This is a genomic window from Microcoleus sp. K4-B3 (genome assembly GCF_036704615.1).
Lineage (GTDB): Bacteria > Cyanobacteriota > Cyanobacteriia > Cyanobacteriales > Microcoleaceae > Microcoleus.
Window position 1 is genome coordinate 1 of the sequence record NZ_JAUBSF010000019.1, and the last position, 17,384, is coordinate 17,384.

Sequence of the window (17,384 nt, forward strand, 5' to 3'; positions counted from 1 at the left end):
TATCTCCTATGAAGGCGATAGCGCTATCGTTACTTTGTCCGGTAATAGCCGGGTAAGTGTCGCGTAAATGTATCAGAAGCAACACCAACTCCCAAACCATAGACTTCGTAGGGTGCAGTAAGCACCTTACATTTACTGGGTACGCAGCAAAATGCAGCAGTCGCCCTCGCAGGGGTTTTCGATGGCGAACGCTGCGTTTGCTTCGATGACTTTAAGGTGAATTTTCCCCATCGGTGCTGGGGGGTTTTTGCCCAATTCCCAATTGCTTCTTAGAGGATTTTAAGTCTTTCCAAAGCGCCTTAATATCTTTATAGGCTTTCTCAGAGCTAATTTTTCCCCCAGTTTCTAGCGAGCAAATATAAGTGATTTTTTGAGCAAACTCCTGCAAGTTGGCATTAAACGCCAAGTTTTCTGGCGTGAAATCACCGTAGTAGCGATTGCGAGGATGTAAAAAATCTTCCCGCTCTTTCATTGCCCCCTCCTAATTTAACTTTTGGTATGCAACTTTTGTTTCGGTCTCTGCTGTTAATAGCACTATTTGTACTTAGTATCGCGGCTTTAACTTGCTTCTATTGTATTGCGTAAGTAGCAATTGTGCTTTTTCGCTCTGTATTTAGTCTATTAATGCAGTCTTAACCTTAAGTTAGCTTTATTTTAACTTTTCTTTAACCTAAAAGCCAAAAAATTGGGAAATGCGCTGTTCGCATCTCCCTTTAGATAGATTTTAGAGTTGTTGATTAACCTTTTCTGAAGCCGAATATTTATTTGTGGCACTCGCAGCCGGTGTGGCCGCAGCCGCTGCCGTTGGGGTGGCCCTCAGCGCAAGCACTGGAACAGAATTGTTTGCCGTCTTTTTCAATGGCTTCACTGAGGCTGACAACGCACAGGCATGAAGGACAGGCACATTTTGTTTGGGTGGCAGTAGTCATTTTACATTCTCCTGGTGGATTTGTTTATCTATACCAATATCTGAACATATATTCAGATATTAGTCAAGGGAATGTAAAAGTTTTGTAACAAAACGTTTGCCGATCGCACTAAAATGAAAATGAGAATTAAAACAAGCCTGGAAAAGATGTCACCCAACTCTGCTGTTAACGGAGCGATAAGTCAGTCTCACGAACAAAACGATACACCAACGTGCGATCCATCGCACCTAGTTGACTGTTGGCGGGCTGGGGACATCCAAACACAAGTTCTCAACACCGCAAAAGCGCAGCGGATGGCTGAGTTTTTCAGTCTTTTGGGAGATGCGAACCGCCTGCGGCTGCTGTCGGTTTTGGCAAAACAAGAACTGTGCGTGTGCGACTTGGCTGCGGCGTTAAGCATGAGCGAGTCAGCAGTATCGCACCAGTTGCGGGCATTGCGGGCGATGCGGTTGGTAAGTTACCGCAAGGTTGGGAGACAAGTTTTTTATAGTTTACTCGATCGCCACGTTTTTGAACTTTACCAAGCAGTCGCCGAACACTTGGACGAATCCTAATGGGAGCATCTCAATGAAAGCAGCCAAGCTAGAAATTGGAGGCAGGAGGCAGGAGGCAGGAGGCAGGAGGAAAGAGGAAGAAGGCAGGAGGAAAGAGGAAGAAGGCAGGAGGCAGGAGGAAAGAGGAAGAAGGAAGGAGGAAAGAGGAAGAAGGAAGGAGCCAGAAGAAGTGTTTTTACAAATATGAGATGCTCCCAGCCTAATATTATTCTCCTTCGATGGTGTGGCCCGTAGCGACAACAGCTTGTTTAATTGACTCTTCAGAAGCTTTGGCTTCAACTGTAACAGTCTTAGCTGCTACATCCACCTTGACAGAAGCATCGGATTCAACAGTTTGGATGGCTTTGGTAATTGTATCACCGCAGCCAGAACAGACGATCGACGGAACTTTGAGTAGGAGTGCCATAATAAAAGCCAAATATTGTAGATGACAGTATTGATTGTGCTTTTATTTTAATCTAATTTCGCTTTCCAAGCAAAAGTGCGCCAGAATAAATTCTGACGCTACAAAAAGTAACTCCTCAGGCGCAGACTAATGATTAATGACTGATGACTAATGACTGATGACTAATGACTTAGTATCTGGTATGCACCGCCCAACGGCGGCGGCTACAGGCCGCAAACTAACAACTAAATCTACCATATCCGCTAAAGAAAGAGCTTGCCGCGCGTCAGAAACCGATTTTTCCGGTTGCGGGTGACACTCAATAATTAATCCGTCTGCACCGCAAGCAACCGCTGCTTTGGCTAGTGGTGCGACTAATTCCCGCTTGCCGACGGCGTGAGAAGGGTCTACTATTACTGGCAAATGAGTTAACTGTTTCAGTGCTGCGACTGCACCCAAATCTAACACGTTTCGCGTGTAATTGTCGAAGCTGCGGATGCCTCTTTCGCACAGAACTACATCAGGATTTCCGTGACTGAGAATGTATTCGGCGGCCATCACAAATTCTTCAATTGTGGCTGACAAACCGCGTTTTAGCAGGACTGGTTTTCCGGCTTGACCGATCGCCTTTAGTAACTCGAAGTTTTGCATATTGCGACTGCCTACTTGCAGCATATCAGCATAGGTGACAACTGGTTCGATTTGGGCGATCGACATTACCTCTGTCACCACGGGCAAACCGTAACGCCGGCTGACATCGGCTAAAATTTCCAGTCCCTCAATTCCCATGCCTTGGAAAGAATAGGGAGAAGTGCGGGGTTTGTAGACTCCGCCCCGCAAAGCTTGCACGGAGGCAGCGGATAGTTGGCGGGCGACTGTTTCCATTTGTTGGGAACTTTCGACGGTACAGGGGCCGCCGATGATTAATAATTCTGTGCCGCCGACTGAGACTGTTTCTGAGAGTTGAACAATTGTTTGGTGTTCGGGATGAGATTTAGTTGCGAGTTTGGCTTCTAACATGAGGCAATTTTCCTGGAAATTTAAGTGGGTGGTTGACAACAAAAAACCCGGAACTTTTAAGAGTTCCGGGTTGGTGCGAAAAGACAGCGCGACAATTTACCCAGAACTTTTGTTGGGCCAAAAATAAAAGCTGTTGTACCAGTTACTGAATAATGTCATTGCTGTTTTCGCTTGTACTCGATTGGTTGTTGGGAAAAGAAGTAGAAAAAACAAAACCGCAGGTGTTAATCTGCGGTTCGCCCGGATGTTCACAGTGAATTGCAAATTCACTCCGGGCGAACTTGGCTGTACCAAAAATAAAAATAGCTGTTGGCTGTGAACATAGGTGAAGTGCTGCGATTTGTGGGTTAAACACAATACTATTGGACAAGCTATCACAGACTGGTAGGAATGTCAAGCATTTTTTTGCAAAATGTATGGAAACGGCAATGGCGTTTAACTCGGCGCGGTTGTCGTTTTTTGGCTGTGTCTGTTATTATATCGATATAGGGACAAGCCGACAAGTCCTTATATCGACAAGCAACCCTATCCGATCGCGCGCCTGTGTGTCAGGCTAGACACATAGACAAATCGATATAGCGATATGGAAACTTTGACAACAAGTAAAACAGTGTCCGTAAAAATCTATCTACCTGAAGAGACAAGAGCCAAGTTCAAAGCATCTTGCGCCATGCGTAGCCTCAGCATGAATGAGGTTCTGTTGGAGTACATCGAAACTTGGTTACAGGAAAACGAACCCGTTTTAGAGCCAAAGCCCCAGCGCGTCAAGACGAGCGCCAAAACTGAGGAAACAGACTGATGACCAAGAATTTCAAAGGTGGTACCCGCCACGTGATTTATCCGTGGAATCAATCCAAAATCTCAAATCTCAAATCCTCAAGCCCCCGAATTTATCCGTGGGGTCAATCCAAAATCCAAAATCTAAAATCTAAAATCGAATGACCGATCGACTATATCGAATAAATGGCATCCTCGAACAAACCGCGAGGGACAAATGCTGAGAGATTCAGACAACCCAGAGAAATCTTGGGAGGATTTAGAAGCCGAACTGCTTCCTCACCGTCCTTTTTATGCCCCCGGCGAGACTGAAATTGAAAAAGACCTTTATGCTAAGCGACGATGTGCTCAGCATAAAATGAAGGCTGAAAAACGCCCTGATATTGCAGGCCGTTCTTATTACTACTGCACGGAGACCAATAATGATGACTAACTCGAATTACCGACTGCTACCTGCCAGAGATGAGTATGTCCAAGTGTCTATCTATCTCAATCGGGTGCATTTGGACGGATATACGCCCGATCGCGCGATCGAACAATTGATCGAAATGGGTTATGCTCCTACTTTGCAATATCAGTGGAATCCAAAACGAAATGAGTTTGATTTATTTGCTCTAATTCACGATCGCCCGATCGCCGATTCACTGATGGATAAACAGGCTTGTGATGCTCTCTGGGCTGCTTTTAACGAATCTTCGCTTTACGTGATTGGTTGCGAGGCGGCGCAAGATTCTAACTGGCTAGCGGCACGCAGCTTTAACGATCCGCGCCGTCACGCTACGCCGGAGGAAATCGAGCCTCTGGAAGCAAATGCTACGGCCGCTGCTTAATATTTTAGTCCTCTTGCAAAAGTCAAAAACTCACCCCCCTCAGTCCCCCCTTGCTAAGGGGGGAAGCAAGAAAAATTAGGCTCCCTCCCCTTACTAAGGGGAGGGTTGGGGAGGGGTCTCAGCATTTTTGCAAGAGGTCTATTGTAGTGCTGAGCGCAACTGGCACAAAAAAGGTACGTAGTTGCGCTTAAGCGCTCTTAATATCTATGAAAGAGCGCTCTCTTGGCAACTATAGCGATCCTAAATCATTTGTGAATTTCTTACTCCCTCCCCTTAGTAAGGGGAGGGCTGGGGTGGGGTAAAAAATTTACGACTCATTTAGGATTGCTATATGTGCCTCAAAAATCTTTAACTATTGCACACTACGGATATTCGATCGCGCGATGGGGTTGGAGGACACGGTGCCTTGCCCAAAGGGTCTTCTTAAGGGGGATGCGAGGGGGAGATGGTCTTGGCTATAAACGAGAGACACAAAGGTTTTTAGGCGATTGTTGACACGAATGACATTATTAGTCCCAGCCGAAATCTCGATCGCACAATTCGGCTAGTCTTTGGTTGTGCGATCGAAAATATGCTCTCAATTGGTCGTATACTGTCTCGCTGATGGGCGGATATTGGGTGGCGTTGTATTTTTCGTAGGTTTGTAGTTGGTGCGGCGGCAATTCTAGAAATTGTAAGACGCTGTTGTATGTGCCGAAGGTATTGGTATACAAGTCTTCGCTTTTGAGGATTAAAAGTTGTGATTTGGGAAAAAGTTTCATCCAGGCTGGAAGTTGATCGGCGTAAATGCCGCGGGTTAGATAACTGTGGTGTTGGTGTTCGTAACTGTAGTAGTTTGGGTTGGTTGTGAGCTTTTCTATTTCGCCTTGGAGTCTTTCGGGTTCGGAGGCGATCGCACTTTCTAATGATAGGGATTCGTAGCCTATTTTGATATAGTAATAATAGTGGGAAATGGCGCGTTCTACTGGGTTTCTCAGCAGGGCGATTATTTTAACTTTCGGGCATAAATCGTGGATTCGTTGCGGAACTTGGGGGTGACAGATGTAGTAGGGGCTCGCTTCTCCGGTTAGTAAATTTTCGCCTGTTTGGGGCTGGGGAAATTGGGTATAGTACCAGTCTGGGCTTTTGTGGAAGTTGAAGTCGAAGTAATGGATTTCTTTTTGGGCGGCGGGGGCGATTTGGGGATGTTGGATTAAGTAATTGTACAGAGAGGTTGTGCCGCCTTTTTGGGCGCCGATAATGATGAAGTCGGGGGGTTTGGGAGTTTGTTTCATGGGTGGGGGTGATAGGTTGATATTTGGCACTTGTACTGACAGTGCGCTGGGGGGTAAAATGGAAATTCGATCGCACTTTGACGCATTACGGAAATTCGATCGCACTTTGACGCATGGCGGAAATTCGATCGCCTAAATTAGATTAGATCGCACGGATACGCATGACGGCAATTCGATCGCCCACTCTACATTCTAGGTTCCGGCGATTGAAATCGCTAGCAAGGCCAGCACAGCAACAAAGTCGGCAAGGCAAGGGCTGGGAAATACATATATTGCGATCGCGATCGCAGTTTTTGGGCGATGGCACAGATTCTCGCTCTGGACACTGACAATCGGATTGAAATAAGCTAGGGTGTAGTTCCCTAGACCAAAATCTTTGCAGGGCAAATCTTTCGCTGAAAAATATATGATCGGCGGTGATTTTGGTTGCGGGTTTGTGGGTTTTATATTTCAGCCAAGGTACAGATTTAAATTTGTGCAAGAGGCTGATATGCAAGTTGCGGAAAATGGGAACAATATAAAGATGGGATTGTACTGTCAAGCAGTAACTACCTGCAATACCATCTCTGAAATTATTCAGGAAGGCGTCAATGTTTAAGAGCAAATTATCCAAAGTTATCGTATCGCTGCTGCGGCGGATTGCTGGTGTTACCAGATCCGGGGCGAAGCGGCTGATGAGAGCAATGCTACGATCGCTGATGGCTATGGGCCGCAGGGCGAGACTGCCGATGGCGGGGTTTGTGCTGCCGACGGTGACGATGGTGTTGCTGGTAGTGATTTTGTTGACTGTGGCGATTACCCTGCGATCGTTCGATCGGGCTAATACGGCGCGTAACGTGCGCGTGAACCAGCAGGTGCTGGCGGCCGCGACTCCGGCGATCGATCGGGCGAAAGCGAAAATTCAGTTCCTGCTGGAGCAAACCCAGAATCGGGGTACCCCTTCTGATAAAGACTTGTACTTGCCGATCGCCAACCCCCAATCAAGTGGAAGTGCAGTTCCCGATAATTATACCTTTGGGGACGAAGAACGCCTGAAACTTAAGTATGACCTAGACGGTAGCGGTGGCATAAGTCCCGATCTTAAGGTTAACGATACTGGCTTTGATATCGAAACCAACGAATCGATAAATACTGCTTGGAGATATCCCGTCGATACAAATGGAGATGGCAAATTTGATAATTTTACCCTCTACGGCATATTCTTCCGCACCCCCCCAAGGGGCGCGCAAGCCCCTACTTTGGGCGACTTCTTAAGAAAAAGAGAGCCGTTGGAAGCAAGAAAGCCACCGCAGAAGCCACTTAAGCCTGGTTGCGAACAGGGTGGAGGTACTGTCGCTACTTTAGCGGGGGACTCAGGCTGGTACAGGATAGACGGGAAACTTAAAAAAAGTTTTTTCGTTTATACAGTTAACGTACCGATGACAGCCACAGATGCTGCTATCAATCCTGCTAAGTATCAAGCATTCACAGGAACTTCTAGCATTTCAGCCCTGGAATATCAGCAAGACCAAGCTCTTATTCCGATCCCCAACAACGCGGTTGTTTATGAAAACGATCTAGACATATCGCCGGGACCTCCGTTGAATCTAAACGGGCGGATATTCACAAACAGTAATTTGCTAGTGACAGGGTTGAATAATCCTAACAGCATAAAACTGTATCAGGTCAGCAGCCCAGATTCTTGTTTCTATGAACAAGAAGGTAGCAAAATTGTTGTGGCTGGTAATGTAGTAAATGGTTGGTCTGGTAACAACACGGTTAAGAATGCAGTGGACGTGCACCTTTTCAAAAAAGGTAGCATCACGGGCGGAAAAAACGCATTCATGTTGAGTAAAAAATTAGAAATTAAGGCGGGTACGGAATCAACTAGCGATTCTAGATTGAATATTCTTTACAATGACGAAGCCTATACAAAGCGCCTATCTTTGCTAGTAGAAGCGCAGTTGGGAAACCCCGCCAGTCCCAACCCGGAGGCTAACGATCCGTTGTCAGTGCGGCAGCGACCGCAAACCCTAGATCGCAAACAAGCGCTGACAGAATATTTTAAGCAGATGCTCCGCAAGGTTCCCTTTGCGGAAGTGCCGCTTGGAGGAGACGCAACGGCGGGCTACGGTCTTCCGTGGTCAACACCAGCCGGAACCCCACCCATTCTAGAAAGCAAAGAGACCCTAAGACCCGTAGATAAATGGAGTTTGCTCAATGATTCAGAAACCAAAGTCAAGCTAACGGTTGGTCAGCTAGAAGCAACAGACCCCTCAAAAGAACCTGAAGAAGAACAATTTCTGGGCGATCGCGTTGTGGTAGGCAACAACCTACCAGCCAAGAGATGGGACGCTACCAAATCTCAATTTACCAGTAAGCCGGAAGAAATAGCAGGGAATTGGAATTCGCTCGACCCCCTAGATCCTAATTTTCCGCGCACTCGATCGTCCCAGGTGACAAAGATCGCTGATGTAGGAGCGACAGATCGCAACGGTTTTTGGGAACAAGAAGCAGCAAGAAACCCGAAAAATCCCTTGGATGGCATTGGCGGTTTGCGCGTCATTACTGGTGCAGGGGTTTACGATCGCACTAATTCATTCCTCCCGCCGCCTAGTTGGATAAATCCTTCAACTGGTCTCACCGTAACCGGGGACACGAACACTTACGACGACCCAACAACGACCGCCACTGAGCAGTACCGTGTCGTCTGGCCCGACTCCATGCCGATGTCACCACTGGGGCCGGGGTCACAAGTATATGATAATGTTGCCGGTAACTGGACTACCTGGGACCCAGCTTGGTCTAGTCCTACCGATATCAGCGCAACTCTCCCATCAGCAGTGACCTCTACTACTCTACTTCCAGGTATTGTTGAGCAGGCTACCACCGCTAGGAAATATGCCAAAGGCGATTTGCGGATGCGGGCGACGGTAGTTTATCACTATAAAGATAATCCCCCGGCCAAGGGAGAGTTGAATGACAAACCGCTGGCCTGCGTCAGCAGCTATTACGACCCTAGCAACGCTTCCACAGCGAGAAACATTTCGACGGGAAGCCTACCCGATGTCAGCGGCCAGGGAGCGCTCGCACCAGATATCGCAACACGCGCACCTGGGCTAGGAACACGGCAGACCTTTATCGGCTCCAACAACGGCATCACCTACGCCCCACCGAAAGCGCGACCGGGTGGCGCTTCAACGCTTTCTACTACAACAGGCTTGCTTAGTGGCGGAGAAGCCGCTTTAGATATGCAAGCTAATTTAGTCTTCCCCGACGGTCGGTTTGCTAATAAGCCGTTGAGAGATGCTCTTGTGAAAGCAGACACCGATCGCAATTTGGCAGAAAAAGCTGCGATCGACTCAACGAATTGCGCGCTACAGATACTTAAGGGCGAGATAGCTCCCAGTCCGGCACTGATTCCTCACGGGGCTATCCAAGAAGTAGCATTTTTGAATGCCAGAGAAATCAAGGCGATCGATCGTGATGACTGGAATAGCCCAAACGTTAACGAAGCCTTTACACTCAGCAGTAAACTAGGTCTCGACAAAGATGGTAAAAACCTACCAGCAGCACAGTTAACAGGGAACTACAACCTGCCCTTAGAAGAAAGGCAACCCCTAGAAATTCGCGCCACTCAGATAGACCTCGATGTACTGCGAAGGACTAAATTTGGAACGGACGAGTATTTACTGCCAAACAGCGGGATTATTTATGCCACTCGCGACGATGCGCTGCCCGATCGCAGTGCTCGCCCTGGTCTTGCCGCAGGTGGCATAGATGAAAGTAGTAGCGCAACAGTCAGCCCCACAGATTCCCGGCTAGACCCTACTCGCAAGCCCAACGGAATTCTACTTGTGAATGGTAAGGAGCTAGGCAGATTTCCTGGTTCCTCCGCTACTGTGGCGGATGTAGTCATGGAAAAGGGGCTGACTTTGGCATCTAATTTACCCGTTTACATCAAAAACGAATTTAACCCTCACTCCGGCGAAGAGTTTACTCAGGCCGTGGGTGATTGGAGTGCCTTTTACGATCGCGCAGCCGCAAACCTCAATAAGAACTTTGCCTGTCGCCCAAACGACCCCAGATTAGGTGGTAAATGTACAACCGGCGACACCTGGCGTCCCGCAAACATACTGGCAGATGCTGTCACCCTGCTTTCAAAAAATTACCGTTTTGGCTTCCGCAACGAGGGAGATTTTGACCTGAGAAATAATGCCGGTGCTGCTGCTGTAATGCATCGGAAACAGCAAGGATTTTACAGCAACAACTTTGTGACAAACGGACTTTCCAGCGGGGCGTTTTCAAACAACGGCAATTTACTAGGTACTACAGGTGCTAGCGCTACTAAATTGACAGACGCTAACTATGTCACCACCTCTCCCCTCATTACAAGTTCTTACTTCAACAACTTTGTTACTCCAGTGCAGCGACGCGGGAAATTCCCAGAGTATTTAATGGAAGTTTGTAACATAATCCCGGTTTCTGCCTGTAAGGATGCAGACTGGTTCGTCAATCCGCAAACTCAGATCCGTGCAAATGTTGGTGTGTCCTCTGCCGATTGGCTAGCCGGAACAACTGCTGCTCCCCCAGCGCCCCAATATCAACGCTTCCCCCGCCGAGTTGCTTTTCAAAGAAGCACCTCTCCAAATGCTCTGGTGCTAGATGCAAACAACAATCCAACGCCTTTAGGGATTAGTGGCACAACAGTTGTTGCTGGGCCAGGCACAAATTTAACAGATAATTCTCTGTGGTTTGCCACGACTGCTGCGGCTGGCGGTACTACAGTGACTTATGGTTCAGAAAAATTTCCCTATGTGTTTAACCCGGCGCGGAAGGACGGGAGCGGTGCAGATCTGCCAAAATTAGCCGCAAAATCACTACCCGAATACCCATTATCAGCAGCCCCAGGAACCGTAGCTGAAGGCTCGCAGCCACTACTCATGCCGGTTTTGCAGATCCAAACTGTGACGGCGGCGCCAGCGGCTGCTTCATCGACCAGTTTGCCAGAAGGTGCAGGTATTGTGAGGGGAACCGGGTGGATAACGACGGCTGTAAACACAACATTTAATATGGTCGTAGGCTCGAACGATACTCCTTCGCGATCGTTGGGTAATGTCGGTGACTTTAACGGAGGCCTGCAAAACTTGCCCCGCTTCTTGGAAAGCTGGAATTCCGGGGCAGTTTCCACAAACATCCAGGGTTCCTTTATTCAGTTCGGCCGGAGTGCTTACAGCACCGCGCCCTATATCCCGATTCTAGATCCGGCGGCTTCGCAGCAGACAGCTTCAGGTACTAAGTTGCGGAGTCTTTTCGATTCACCGCCAATCTCACCGAGCCCAGCCCCACCCGCAGTCACTTACACTGGCGGTGTTCCAAGAGCTTTATACAGAACTGATGCCGGCGCCGGTAGCCTTCCCTTCTTCACCCCTCCTGCTCGGAATTGGGGTTATGACTTGGGCTTACTATCTCAGCCACCCGACTTGTTTACCCGAAAGTTCACGACTCCTCCCACAAAACGCACCCCGGACGAGTATTTCCAGGAAGTACCTCGCGATGATGAGTGGGTACAAACATTGTTGTGTGCTTTCCTTGATAAGGACGGGACAACGAAAGCTGTCACTGGCAATTTGCGCCCAACAGATTCATTCTGCAAATCTAAAGCAGGTGCCTAACCATGAATAAACTACTAAAAGACAACAGCTACTCGCAACCCTTGTTATTCAAGGGAGCAAAGACAGACACAGGATTCAGCAGCCAGTTGACTGAGAGTAAATCTGGCAGTTGCGCCCAAAAACTGAAGCCACAAGATTCTGGGTACACGATTATCGAGTCATTGGTAGCGATGATTGTGGTTTCGGTACTGATGATTGCGATCGCCCCGGTGATGGCCTTCTCAGTAGCAACTCGCGTCCAAGCGCGGCGGATTGAACTGGCTGCGATGGCGGGGAGAGCTTACATTGACGCTCTGAGAGTGGGGGCGATCAGACCTAATGATGCAACAAGCCCAGTAGGTTTTCCTACCGACATTGCTGCTGCTCCTACAAGCTTCAGTGGTTTGTACTGCGTTGACACGGATGGGGGAGGTTGTGCTAGCAGCAAAGACTTTTATATTCAGGGTGTTCGTCCCCCAAATACAGGAACCACTATTCCCACAGACACAGGCTACAACCTGATTGTGCGGGTTTACCGGGCCGACGGGTTTACCGGAAAGCCGATGACAACTACACAGCAATCAGTAGCTAATTCCGGTCTGGGCAATCCTCAAGCGCCTTTGGTGGTAATGCAATCACAAATTCCCCCTACTACAGGAGAGGCCTCCTCCTATGGATCGTTGTGCACTCGCCTCCAAGATGATTCTCAAAAGTGTACCAATTAAATTCCTTGTTATTAGATTAAAATCGCTCCCCCCATTTGACAAAGGAAACCGTCAAAATGAAAACTTTACTCAGGTTGCTTCTAAAAAGTCAGCACCAACGAAACCGCTCCGGGCAAACTCAAACAGAAAATGGAATGACTCTGGTCGAGCTATTAGTCGGAGCAATTATGGCGTTTTTAATCATTACGCCGATGCTCGGTTTTGTAGTCGATATGCTGAATACCGACAGGAGAGAACAAGTCAAATCAAATACCGAGCAAGACCTTCAGGCCGCCGCTGATTTCATCTCCCAAGATTTGAGTCAAGCTATTTATATTTACGATAATAATCCCGCTACTACCAGCACTCCCACCACGACTCCTACAGGCATCCCTGCTATCAAAGACCAACTTCCTACTCCTGCTAATGGAACTCCAATCCTCGTATTTTGGAAGCAGCAACCGAGGAAAAATTCTGTTCCTTTTAACCCAGAAGTTGCTAAGACGGTAAAACCAAAAGATTGCGATACTAACCCTGGTAAATGCAACGACACCTATGTACTATCATTAGTTGCCTACTACCAGATTAGAGACAGCGACGCTACTTGGTGTCAGCCTTCAGGAGGCACTTGTCCTACCCGCATTGCTCGCTACGAAATTACGGATGGAATCAGAGACCCTAACGCGACAGATACTACAGATCCTAATTATCCTTACTACAAAGATAGTGACACAAAAGACACTCAACAACGAGATCCAGCTTTTAGTAAAGACTTTGACTTTAGTAAGCCCACGGTAAATGTGACAGATCCGACGGGACTAAAAAATTCTAAATCCGGGGCAACAAAGCCCCAGGTACTGGTTAACTACATCGACCACACTAAAAACTCGGATACGGCATTGCTAGGAACTGAATGCCAGACTGCTCTTGGTAATCCTATCAATCTCAAAACTACACAACCATTGACAGAAACAACCCTAAGAGTAACCGATGCAGAAGGTATAAATAGCTTCTATGCTTGTGTTGATACATCTAAAAACTTAGCCAGAGTTACTATCAGAGGAAATAGCCTGCGCCGCCTTCAAGCTAACGGTGCTGATTTCACAACAACCAGTTCGGCATATTTCCCAACAGCAACCGTTCAAGTACAAGGTCTAGGCGCGCGAGGAAAGTAACTGATGCCTGAAACACATTTCCGCATCGCCGCCCGCCGATAAACAATAGGAGATTACCATGAAAACCCCACCAATATTATTAAAACTTTTGCATAACTCGGCTGCCAAGCCCAGCCCTAATTTCAACAAAACTGCATCCAGAAAAGGCGATGGAGGATTCACGCTTCTAGAAGTGCTCGTGATAGCGTTGATCGTAGGTATATTAAGTTCGATCGCCGCTCCAAGCTGGCTGGCATTCATCAACAGACAAAGAGTTCGCACAGTGAACGATCGAGTCCTCCAAACCTTGCGAACCGCACAAAGCGAAGCCAAGCGAACTAAGAGCGATAGAGTAATTACATTCTCTAATAGTATTGCTCCTTTTGACCCGCCAACAGCTACAATTAAGACAGAGCCAACCCAAAACCCTCCCCTACAAACAGTCACTTTCAACGGTGGAGGCGAAATTAAACAAGGACAGGTTAAGCTTTCTGCTGCTAGCTGTCCTGCAAATGCGCCGTGCACGGCTGCTACCTCACTTACTTTTAATTATAACGGTGTAGTCGATCCAGAAACTTCAACCAATCCAAAATTACCTCTTGTGGTCACAGTTTCTCCTGTTGGCGGCGGTACAAAGCAGTGCGCGATCGTGGAAACTCTCCTAGGAGGAATGCGAACTGCTGAAGGAAGTGATTGCAGGACTGTACCCTAGTTTTAAATAAATTTAGTTTTAATCTCTAACATCAATTCCGCATAATAAGTGCCGAATTGTTAAAATATATTAACTTAAATTATTTTATATTTCAAATTTAATTAAAACAGTCAAAATATGCAGCTAGAACTAAAACAAATAATCATCCAGCCAGGAAATCAACTATTACTCAAAGACATAACCTGGCCGATGTTTGAAACCCTACTAACAGAATTGGGAGAAAGTCGCGCATCCCGACTTTCATACAGCAAAGGAACATTAGAAATCATGGTTCCCCTACCCGAACACGAAGTTGGCAAAGAAAATATAGGCGACTTAGTAAAAATTCTCCTTGAAGAATTAGACATCGAATTTTTACCTCTAGGTTCCACCACCTTCAAAAATCAAAAAATGGCTCAAGGAGTAGAACCAGATACCTGTTTCTACATCCAAAACGAAGCCGCAGTCAGAGGCAAAAACCGCATCGACTTAGAAACTGACCCACCTCCCGATTTAGCCATAGAAATCGACCTCACCTCCCGCACTCAGTTCAACAACTACGAAGCATTAGGAGTTCCCGAATTGTGGCGCTACAACGGCCGAAACCTGGAAATCAGCGTATTGCAAAATGGAAAATACATACAGTCCGATCGCAGTCTCCAGTTTCCCAACTTCCCCATCACCGAGCTCATCCCCCAGTATTTACAGCAAAGCAAAACAGCCGGCAGAAACGTCGCCATGAAAGCCTTTCGATCTTGGGTAAAAGCGCAAATTTAGCGATCGGGCGATCGACTCTCATCCACACCGGGCGATCGAATCAATACCCGCGAATTATCCGATCGGGCGATCGACTCTCATCCACACCTGGCGATCGAATCAATATCGGCGAATTATCCGATCGGGCAATTTATCCGATCGGGCAATTTATCCGATCGGGCAATTTATCCGATCGGGCGATCGACAAATTTGCTGTAGTGATATCGTTTCCGGTTGCACCAGCGACATGATATAGAGGACACGGCAGTGCCGTTTCCCTACCGCGATTTCCTGACTGCCGTTTCCTTACCCGCATTTAAATTGGTATAAATTTTCAGTAAATACCGATCTACACACTCCCCAAACCCAAAAGTTAAAATATACCCAAGAAAAAATAGCTCCTCCTAGCTGTTTTTTTGCCAGCTAAATATCAGGGAGTGCATCTACGTGTCCATAAATAAAACGCTCAAAGGCAGAGCCACTACACCTGCCGCAGGTTTTACCATGATAGAGCTATTGATAATTATTTTAATCATAGGAATATTTAGTGCGATCGTCGCCCCCTCTTGGCTAATGTTCATCAACAACCAGCGTTTAAAGGTATCGCTCGATCGAGCTTATTCGGCAATGGAACTTGCCCACAGTAACGCCAAACGCGACAAAATTTCATGGCAAGCCAGCTTCAAACAAGTAGGAGAAAATGTACAAATAGCCGTTCACCCAGCCGACATTCCCCCAGGCCAAGTACCAGCCAGTCAATGGAAAAACCTAGAACCGCAAATTCAAATAGATACAGAAGAAACAACAGTGCTCCAAGTAAATGAAAACAACGAGCAAAAAGAAAACGGCACAATCCGGCGCGTCATGTTCAATCACAGAGGTTGCCCCGTATCTCGAAGCGACCACGACTGCACCCTAACGAGTATAAGAGCCAAAGGAACCCTAACGCTATATCATGCCAACTTAAAAAACAGCCAACGCTGCATCATCATCTCCACTCTCCTAGGACATAAGCGCACCTCCCACAGACAATCAAAACCCAACGAAAACAAAAGATATTGTTACTGACAGGGCGATCCATAATTTTGGGGGTAGGGAAACGGCATTGCCGTGTCCTCAATAGCCGTGTTATCGATCGTTAAATCCTCGGGGGCGATCGATAATTTTGGGGGTAGGGAAACGGCATTGCCGTGTCCTCCATAGCCTCGTTGTCGATCGTTATATGCGATCGGGTTGATTTTACCCGTTACCCGGAATTAGGATACGGCAGTGCCGTTTCCCTACAAATCCGGCGATGCTTACATCCGATCGCGCGAGCGATAAATTTGGGGTAGGGAAACGGCACTGCCGTGTCCTCAATATCCTTGTTGTCGATCGTTATATCCGATCGGGTTAATTTTACCCGTTACCCGGAATTAGGATACGGCAGTGCCGTTTCCCTACAAATCTGGCGATGGTTACATCCTCGGGGGCGATCGATTATTTTGGGGTAGGGAAACGGCATTGCCGTGTCCTCAATAGCCTCGTTGTCGATGGTTATATCCGATCGAGTTAATTTTACCCGTTACCCGGAATTAGGATACGGCAGTGCCGTTTCCCTACAAATCTGGCGATGGTTATATCCTCGGGGGCGAGCGATTATTTTGGGGTAGGGAAACGGCATTGCCGTGTCCTCAATATCCTTGTTGTCGATCGTTATATCCTCGGGGGCGATCGATTATTTTGGGGTAGGGAAACGGCATTGCCGTGTCCTCAATAGCCTCGTTGTCGATCGTTATATGCGATCGGGTTGATTTTACCTGTTACCCGAAATGGGGACACGGCAGTTACCGGAAATCAGGATACGGCAGTGCCGTTTCCCTACAATTTTTATATTCCTACTATTCTATTTTCATACCATGCCTTACGACCCACAAAAACACCACCGCCGTTCTGTTCGTCTTAAAGGATACGATTACACTCAACCGGGCGTTTATCATATTACCATTTGCACCGAGGCACGACAATGTATATTCGGCGAGGTGATTGACGGTCAAATGCGATTAAATTTTTTAGGTTATCTTGCCCACATTTGTTGGTTAGATATTCCCAATCATTTTTCCCGCTTTCAATTAGATACCTTTGTGATTATGCCCGATCATGTACATGGACTGTTGGCGATCGTTGACAATACCCCGGTAAAGGCACAGCAAAGGCGTGTCCCTACCCCCGAACAATTGGGTCAACCCGTTCGCGGTTCTATTCCTACGGCGATCCGTTCCTATAAAAGTGCTGTTACAAAATTGATTCATAAGTTCTGCGAAACAACAGAAGTTCCTGTCTGGCAAGATGGTTTTCACGAATCAATTATCCGCGATGAAAAAACTTTGAATTGCAAAAGGCAATACATCATCAACAATCCTCAGCGTTGGGGCCAAAATCCTGAGAAATTAGAACATCAGAAAAATCACCCTATTTTGCTAGATTTGCGTTTTTAAATATAAAAATACAGTTTATAGAGAAACGCGCGGAATCAGGCAGAAATCAGGCAGAAATCAGGACACGGCAGTGCCGTGTCCCTACAATAATTAATCGATTAATTTGGGGTAGGGAAACGGCATTGCCGTGTCCTCCGTTGTCGTGTTATCGATAGAAATCAGGACACGGCACTGCCGTGTCCCTACAATAATTAATCGAT

Annotated in this window: 20 protein-coding genes; 14 read left to right on the plus strand and 6 right to left on the minus strand. The window is 47.2% G+C overall.

The window, feature by feature from the left end:
* Positions 1 to 211 precede the first annotated feature (211 nt).
* Both QUA78_RS11275 and QUA78_RS11280 read right to left on the minus strand, forming a co-directional pair.
* Positions 212 to 472 carry a DUF7219 family protein gene (locus QUA78_RS11275; RefSeq protein WP_333342147.1) on the minus strand — a complete coding sequence of 87 codons (261 nt, stop codon included), beginning with the start codon at positions 470 to 472 and terminating at the stop codon, positions 212 to 214.
* Positions 473 to 761: 289 nt separating this feature from the next.
* Positions 762 to 929 carry a metallothionein gene (locus QUA78_RS11280; protein WP_333304492.1) on the minus strand — a complete coding sequence of 56 codons (168 nt, stop codon included), beginning with the start codon at positions 927 to 929 and terminating at the stop codon, positions 762 to 764.
* Positions 930 to 1,075: 146 nt separating this feature from the next.
* Here QUA78_RS11280 and QUA78_RS11285 point away from each other — a divergent pair, with 146 nt between their 5' ends.
* Complete coding sequence (locus QUA78_RS11285) at positions 1,076 to 1,483, plus strand: metalloregulator ArsR/SmtB family transcription factor (protein ID WP_333304493.1); 408 nt, start codon at positions 1,076 to 1,078, stop codon at positions 1,481 to 1,483.
* A 13-nt stretch (positions 1,484 to 1,496) separates the two neighbouring features.
* Positions 1,497 to 1,670: a hypothetical protein gene (locus tag QUA78_RS11290; protein WP_333304494.1), complete on the plus strand. Its 174-nt coding sequence runs from the start codon at positions 1,497 to 1,499 to the stop codon at positions 1,668 to 1,670.
* An 18-nt stretch (positions 1,671 to 1,688) separates the two neighbouring features.
* On the opposite strand, the gene QUA78_RS11295 is transcribed toward QUA78_RS11290, so the two are convergent.
* Positions 1,689 to 1,889 carry a heavy-metal-associated domain-containing protein gene (locus tag QUA78_RS11295; RefSeq protein ID WP_333238247.1) on the minus strand — a complete coding sequence of 67 codons (201 nt, stop codon included), beginning with the start codon at positions 1,887 to 1,889 and terminating at the stop codon, positions 1,689 to 1,691.
* Positions 1,890 to 2,036: 147 nt separating this feature from the next.
* Complete coding sequence (gene aroF / locus QUA78_RS11300) at positions 2,037 to 2,888, minus strand: 3-deoxy-7-phosphoheptulonate synthase (RefSeq protein ID WP_333304495.1); 852 nt, start codon at positions 2,886 to 2,888, stop codon at positions 2,037 to 2,039.
* Between the two features lie 583 nt (positions 2,889 to 3,471).
* On the opposite strand from aroF, the gene QUA78_RS11305 reads away from it, so the two are divergent.
* From QUA78_RS11305 to QUA78_RS11315, 3 genes are all read left to right on the plus strand, one after another.
* Positions 3,472 to 3,687, plus strand: coding sequence for a plasmid partition protein ParG (locus QUA78_RS11305; protein ID WP_190739385.1), 216 nt, complete (start codon positions 3,472 to 3,474; stop codon positions 3,685 to 3,687).
* 195 nt (positions 3,688 to 3,882) lie between these two features.
* Positions 3,883 to 4,098: a hypothetical protein gene (locus QUA78_RS11310; RefSeq protein WP_190739384.1), complete on the plus strand. Its 216-nt coding sequence runs from the start codon at positions 3,883 to 3,885 to the stop codon at positions 4,096 to 4,098.
* Positions 4,088 to 4,495 (plus strand): hypothetical protein, encoded by a 408-nt coding sequence (locus tag QUA78_RS11315; protein WP_333304496.1) that lies wholly within the window; start codon positions 4,088 to 4,090, stop codon positions 4,493 to 4,495. The genes QUA78_RS11310 and QUA78_RS11315 overlap by 11 nt, the downstream gene beginning before the upstream one ends.
* Positions 4,496 to 5,004: 509 nt before the next feature.
* On the opposite strand, the gene QUA78_RS11320 is transcribed toward QUA78_RS11315, so the two are convergent.
* Complete coding sequence (locus tag QUA78_RS11320; protein WP_333304497.1) at positions 5,005 to 5,769, minus strand: sulfotransferase domain-containing protein; 765 nt, start codon at positions 5,767 to 5,769, stop codon at positions 5,005 to 5,007.
* Here QUA78_RS11320 and QUA78_RS11325 point away from each other — a divergent pair.
* On the plus strand, positions 5,768 to 5,905 hold the full coding sequence (locus tag QUA78_RS11325; RefSeq protein WP_333304498.1) for a hypothetical protein: 138 nt from the start codon (positions 5,768 to 5,770) through the stop codon (positions 5,903 to 5,905). The genes QUA78_RS11320 and QUA78_RS11325 overlap by 2 nt on opposite strands.
* Before the next feature lie 6 nt (positions 5,906 to 5,911).
* Here QUA78_RS11325 and QUA78_RS11330 read toward each other — a convergent pair whose 3' ends face one another.
* Entirely contained in the window at positions 5,912 to 6,310 is a 399-nt protein-coding gene (locus QUA78_RS11330) for a hypothetical protein (RefSeq protein WP_333304499.1), read from the minus strand.
* Between the two features lie 49 nt (positions 6,311 to 6,359).
* Between QUA78_RS11330 and hpsA the strand changes: the two genes are divergently transcribed.
* From hpsA to QUA78_RS11370, 8 genes are all read left to right on the plus strand, one after another.
* Positions 6,360 to 11,423, plus strand: a complete 5,064-nt coding sequence (gene hpsA / locus QUA78_RS11335; RefSeq protein WP_333304500.1) for a hormogonium polysaccharide biosynthesis protein HpsA — start codon at positions 6,360 to 6,362, stop codon at positions 11,421 to 11,423.
* A gap of 2 nt (positions 11,424 to 11,425) precedes the next feature.
* Positions 11,426 to 12,127 (plus strand): prepilin-type N-terminal cleavage/methylation domain-containing protein, encoded by a 702-nt coding sequence (locus tag QUA78_RS11340; RefSeq protein ID WP_333304501.1) that lies wholly within the window; start codon positions 11,426 to 11,428, stop codon positions 12,125 to 12,127.
* Between the two features lie 56 nt (positions 12,128 to 12,183).
* Entirely contained in the window at positions 12,184 to 13,281 is a 1,098-nt protein-coding gene (gene hpsC, locus QUA78_RS11345) for a hormogonium polysaccharide secretion pseudopilin HpsC (protein ID WP_333304502.1), read from the plus strand.
* 58 nt (positions 13,282 to 13,339) lie between these two features.
* The gene (locus tag QUA78_RS11350; protein WP_333304503.1) at positions 13,340 to 13,972 is read left to right on the plus strand and encodes a type II secretion system protein; all 633 of its coding nucleotides are present in this window, start codon (positions 13,340 to 13,342) and stop codon (positions 13,970 to 13,972) included.
* Between the two features lie 117 nt (positions 13,973 to 14,089).
* Positions 14,090 to 14,728, plus strand: a complete 639-nt coding sequence (locus QUA78_RS11355) for a Uma2 family endonuclease (protein ID WP_333304504.1) — start codon at positions 14,090 to 14,092, stop codon at positions 14,726 to 14,728.
* Complete coding sequence (locus QUA78_RS11360; RefSeq protein WP_333304505.1) at positions 14,707 to 14,958, plus strand: hypothetical protein; 252 nt, start codon at positions 14,707 to 14,709, stop codon at positions 14,956 to 14,958. The genes QUA78_RS11355 and QUA78_RS11360 overlap by 22 nt, the downstream gene beginning before the upstream one ends.
* A gap of 196 nt (positions 14,959 to 15,154) precedes the next feature.
* Positions 15,155 to 15,775, plus strand: a complete 621-nt coding sequence (locus tag QUA78_RS11365) for a prepilin-type N-terminal cleavage/methylation domain-containing protein (protein ID WP_333304506.1) — start codon at positions 15,155 to 15,157, stop codon at positions 15,773 to 15,775.
* Positions 15,776 to 16,605: 830 nt separating this feature from the next.
* Complete coding sequence (locus QUA78_RS11370; RefSeq protein ID WP_333304507.1) at positions 16,606 to 17,184, plus strand: transposase; 579 nt, start codon at positions 16,606 to 16,608, stop codon at positions 17,182 to 17,184.
* Positions 17,185 to 17,384: the final 200 nt, after the last annotated feature.

Excerpts from the sequence above, each read along its gene's own strand:
- QUA78_RS11275 (WP_333342147.1), bottom strand. The coding sequence starts at position 472 with ATGAAAGAGCGGGAAGATTTTTTACATCCTCGCAATCGCTACTACGGT.
- QUA78_RS11280 (WP_333304492.1), bottom strand. The coding sequence starts at position 929 with ATGACTACTGCCACCCAAACAAAATGTGCCTGTCCTTCATGCCTGTGC.
- QUA78_RS11285 (WP_333304493.1), top strand. The coding sequence starts at position 1,076 with ATGTCACCCAACTCTGCTGTTAACGGAGCGATAAGTCAGTCTCACGAA.
- QUA78_RS11290 (WP_333304494.1), top strand. The coding sequence starts at position 1,497 with ATGAAAGCAGCCAAGCTAGAAATTGGAGGCAGGAGGCAGGAGGCAGGA.
- QUA78_RS11295 (WP_333238247.1), bottom strand. The coding sequence starts at position 1,889 with ATGGCACTCCTACTCAAAGTTCCGTCGATCGTCTGTTCTGGCTGCGGT.
- aroF (WP_333304495.1), bottom strand. The coding sequence starts at position 2,888 with ATGTTAGAAGCCAAACTCGCAACTAAATCTCATCCCGAACACCAAACA.
- QUA78_RS11305 (WP_190739385.1), top strand. The coding sequence starts at position 3,472 with ATGGAAACTTTGACAACAAGTAAAACAGTGTCCGTAAAAATCTATCTA.
- QUA78_RS11310 (WP_190739384.1), top strand. The coding sequence starts at position 3,883 with ATGCTGAGAGATTCAGACAACCCAGAGAAATCTTGGGAGGATTTAGAA.
- QUA78_RS11315 (WP_333304496.1), top strand. The coding sequence starts at position 4,088 with ATGATGACTAACTCGAATTACCGACTGCTACCTGCCAGAGATGAGTAT.
- QUA78_RS11325 (WP_333304498.1), top strand. The coding sequence starts at position 5,768 with ATGGGTGGGGGTGATAGGTTGATATTTGGCACTTGTACTGACAGTGCG.
- QUA78_RS11320 (WP_333304497.1), bottom strand. The coding sequence starts at position 5,769 with ATGAAACAAACTCCCAAACCCCCCGACTTCATCATTATCGGCGCCCAA.
- hpsA (WP_333304500.1), top strand. The coding sequence starts at position 6,360 with ATGTTTAAGAGCAAATTATCCAAAGTTATCGTATCGCTGCTGCGGCGG.
- QUA78_RS11340 (WP_333304501.1), top strand. The coding sequence starts at position 11,426 with ATGAATAAACTACTAAAAGACAACAGCTACTCGCAACCCTTGTTATTC.
- hpsC (WP_333304502.1), top strand. The coding sequence starts at position 12,184 with ATGAAAACTTTACTCAGGTTGCTTCTAAAAAGTCAGCACCAACGAAAC.
- QUA78_RS11350 (WP_333304503.1), top strand. The coding sequence starts at position 13,340 with ATGAAAACCCCACCAATATTATTAAAACTTTTGCATAACTCGGCTGCC.
- QUA78_RS11355 (WP_333304504.1), top strand. The coding sequence starts at position 14,090 with ATGCAGCTAGAACTAAAACAAATAATCATCCAGCCAGGAAATCAACTA.
- QUA78_RS11370 (WP_333304507.1), top strand. The coding sequence starts at position 16,606 with ATGCCTTACGACCCACAAAAACACCACCGCCGTTCTGTTCGTCTTAAA.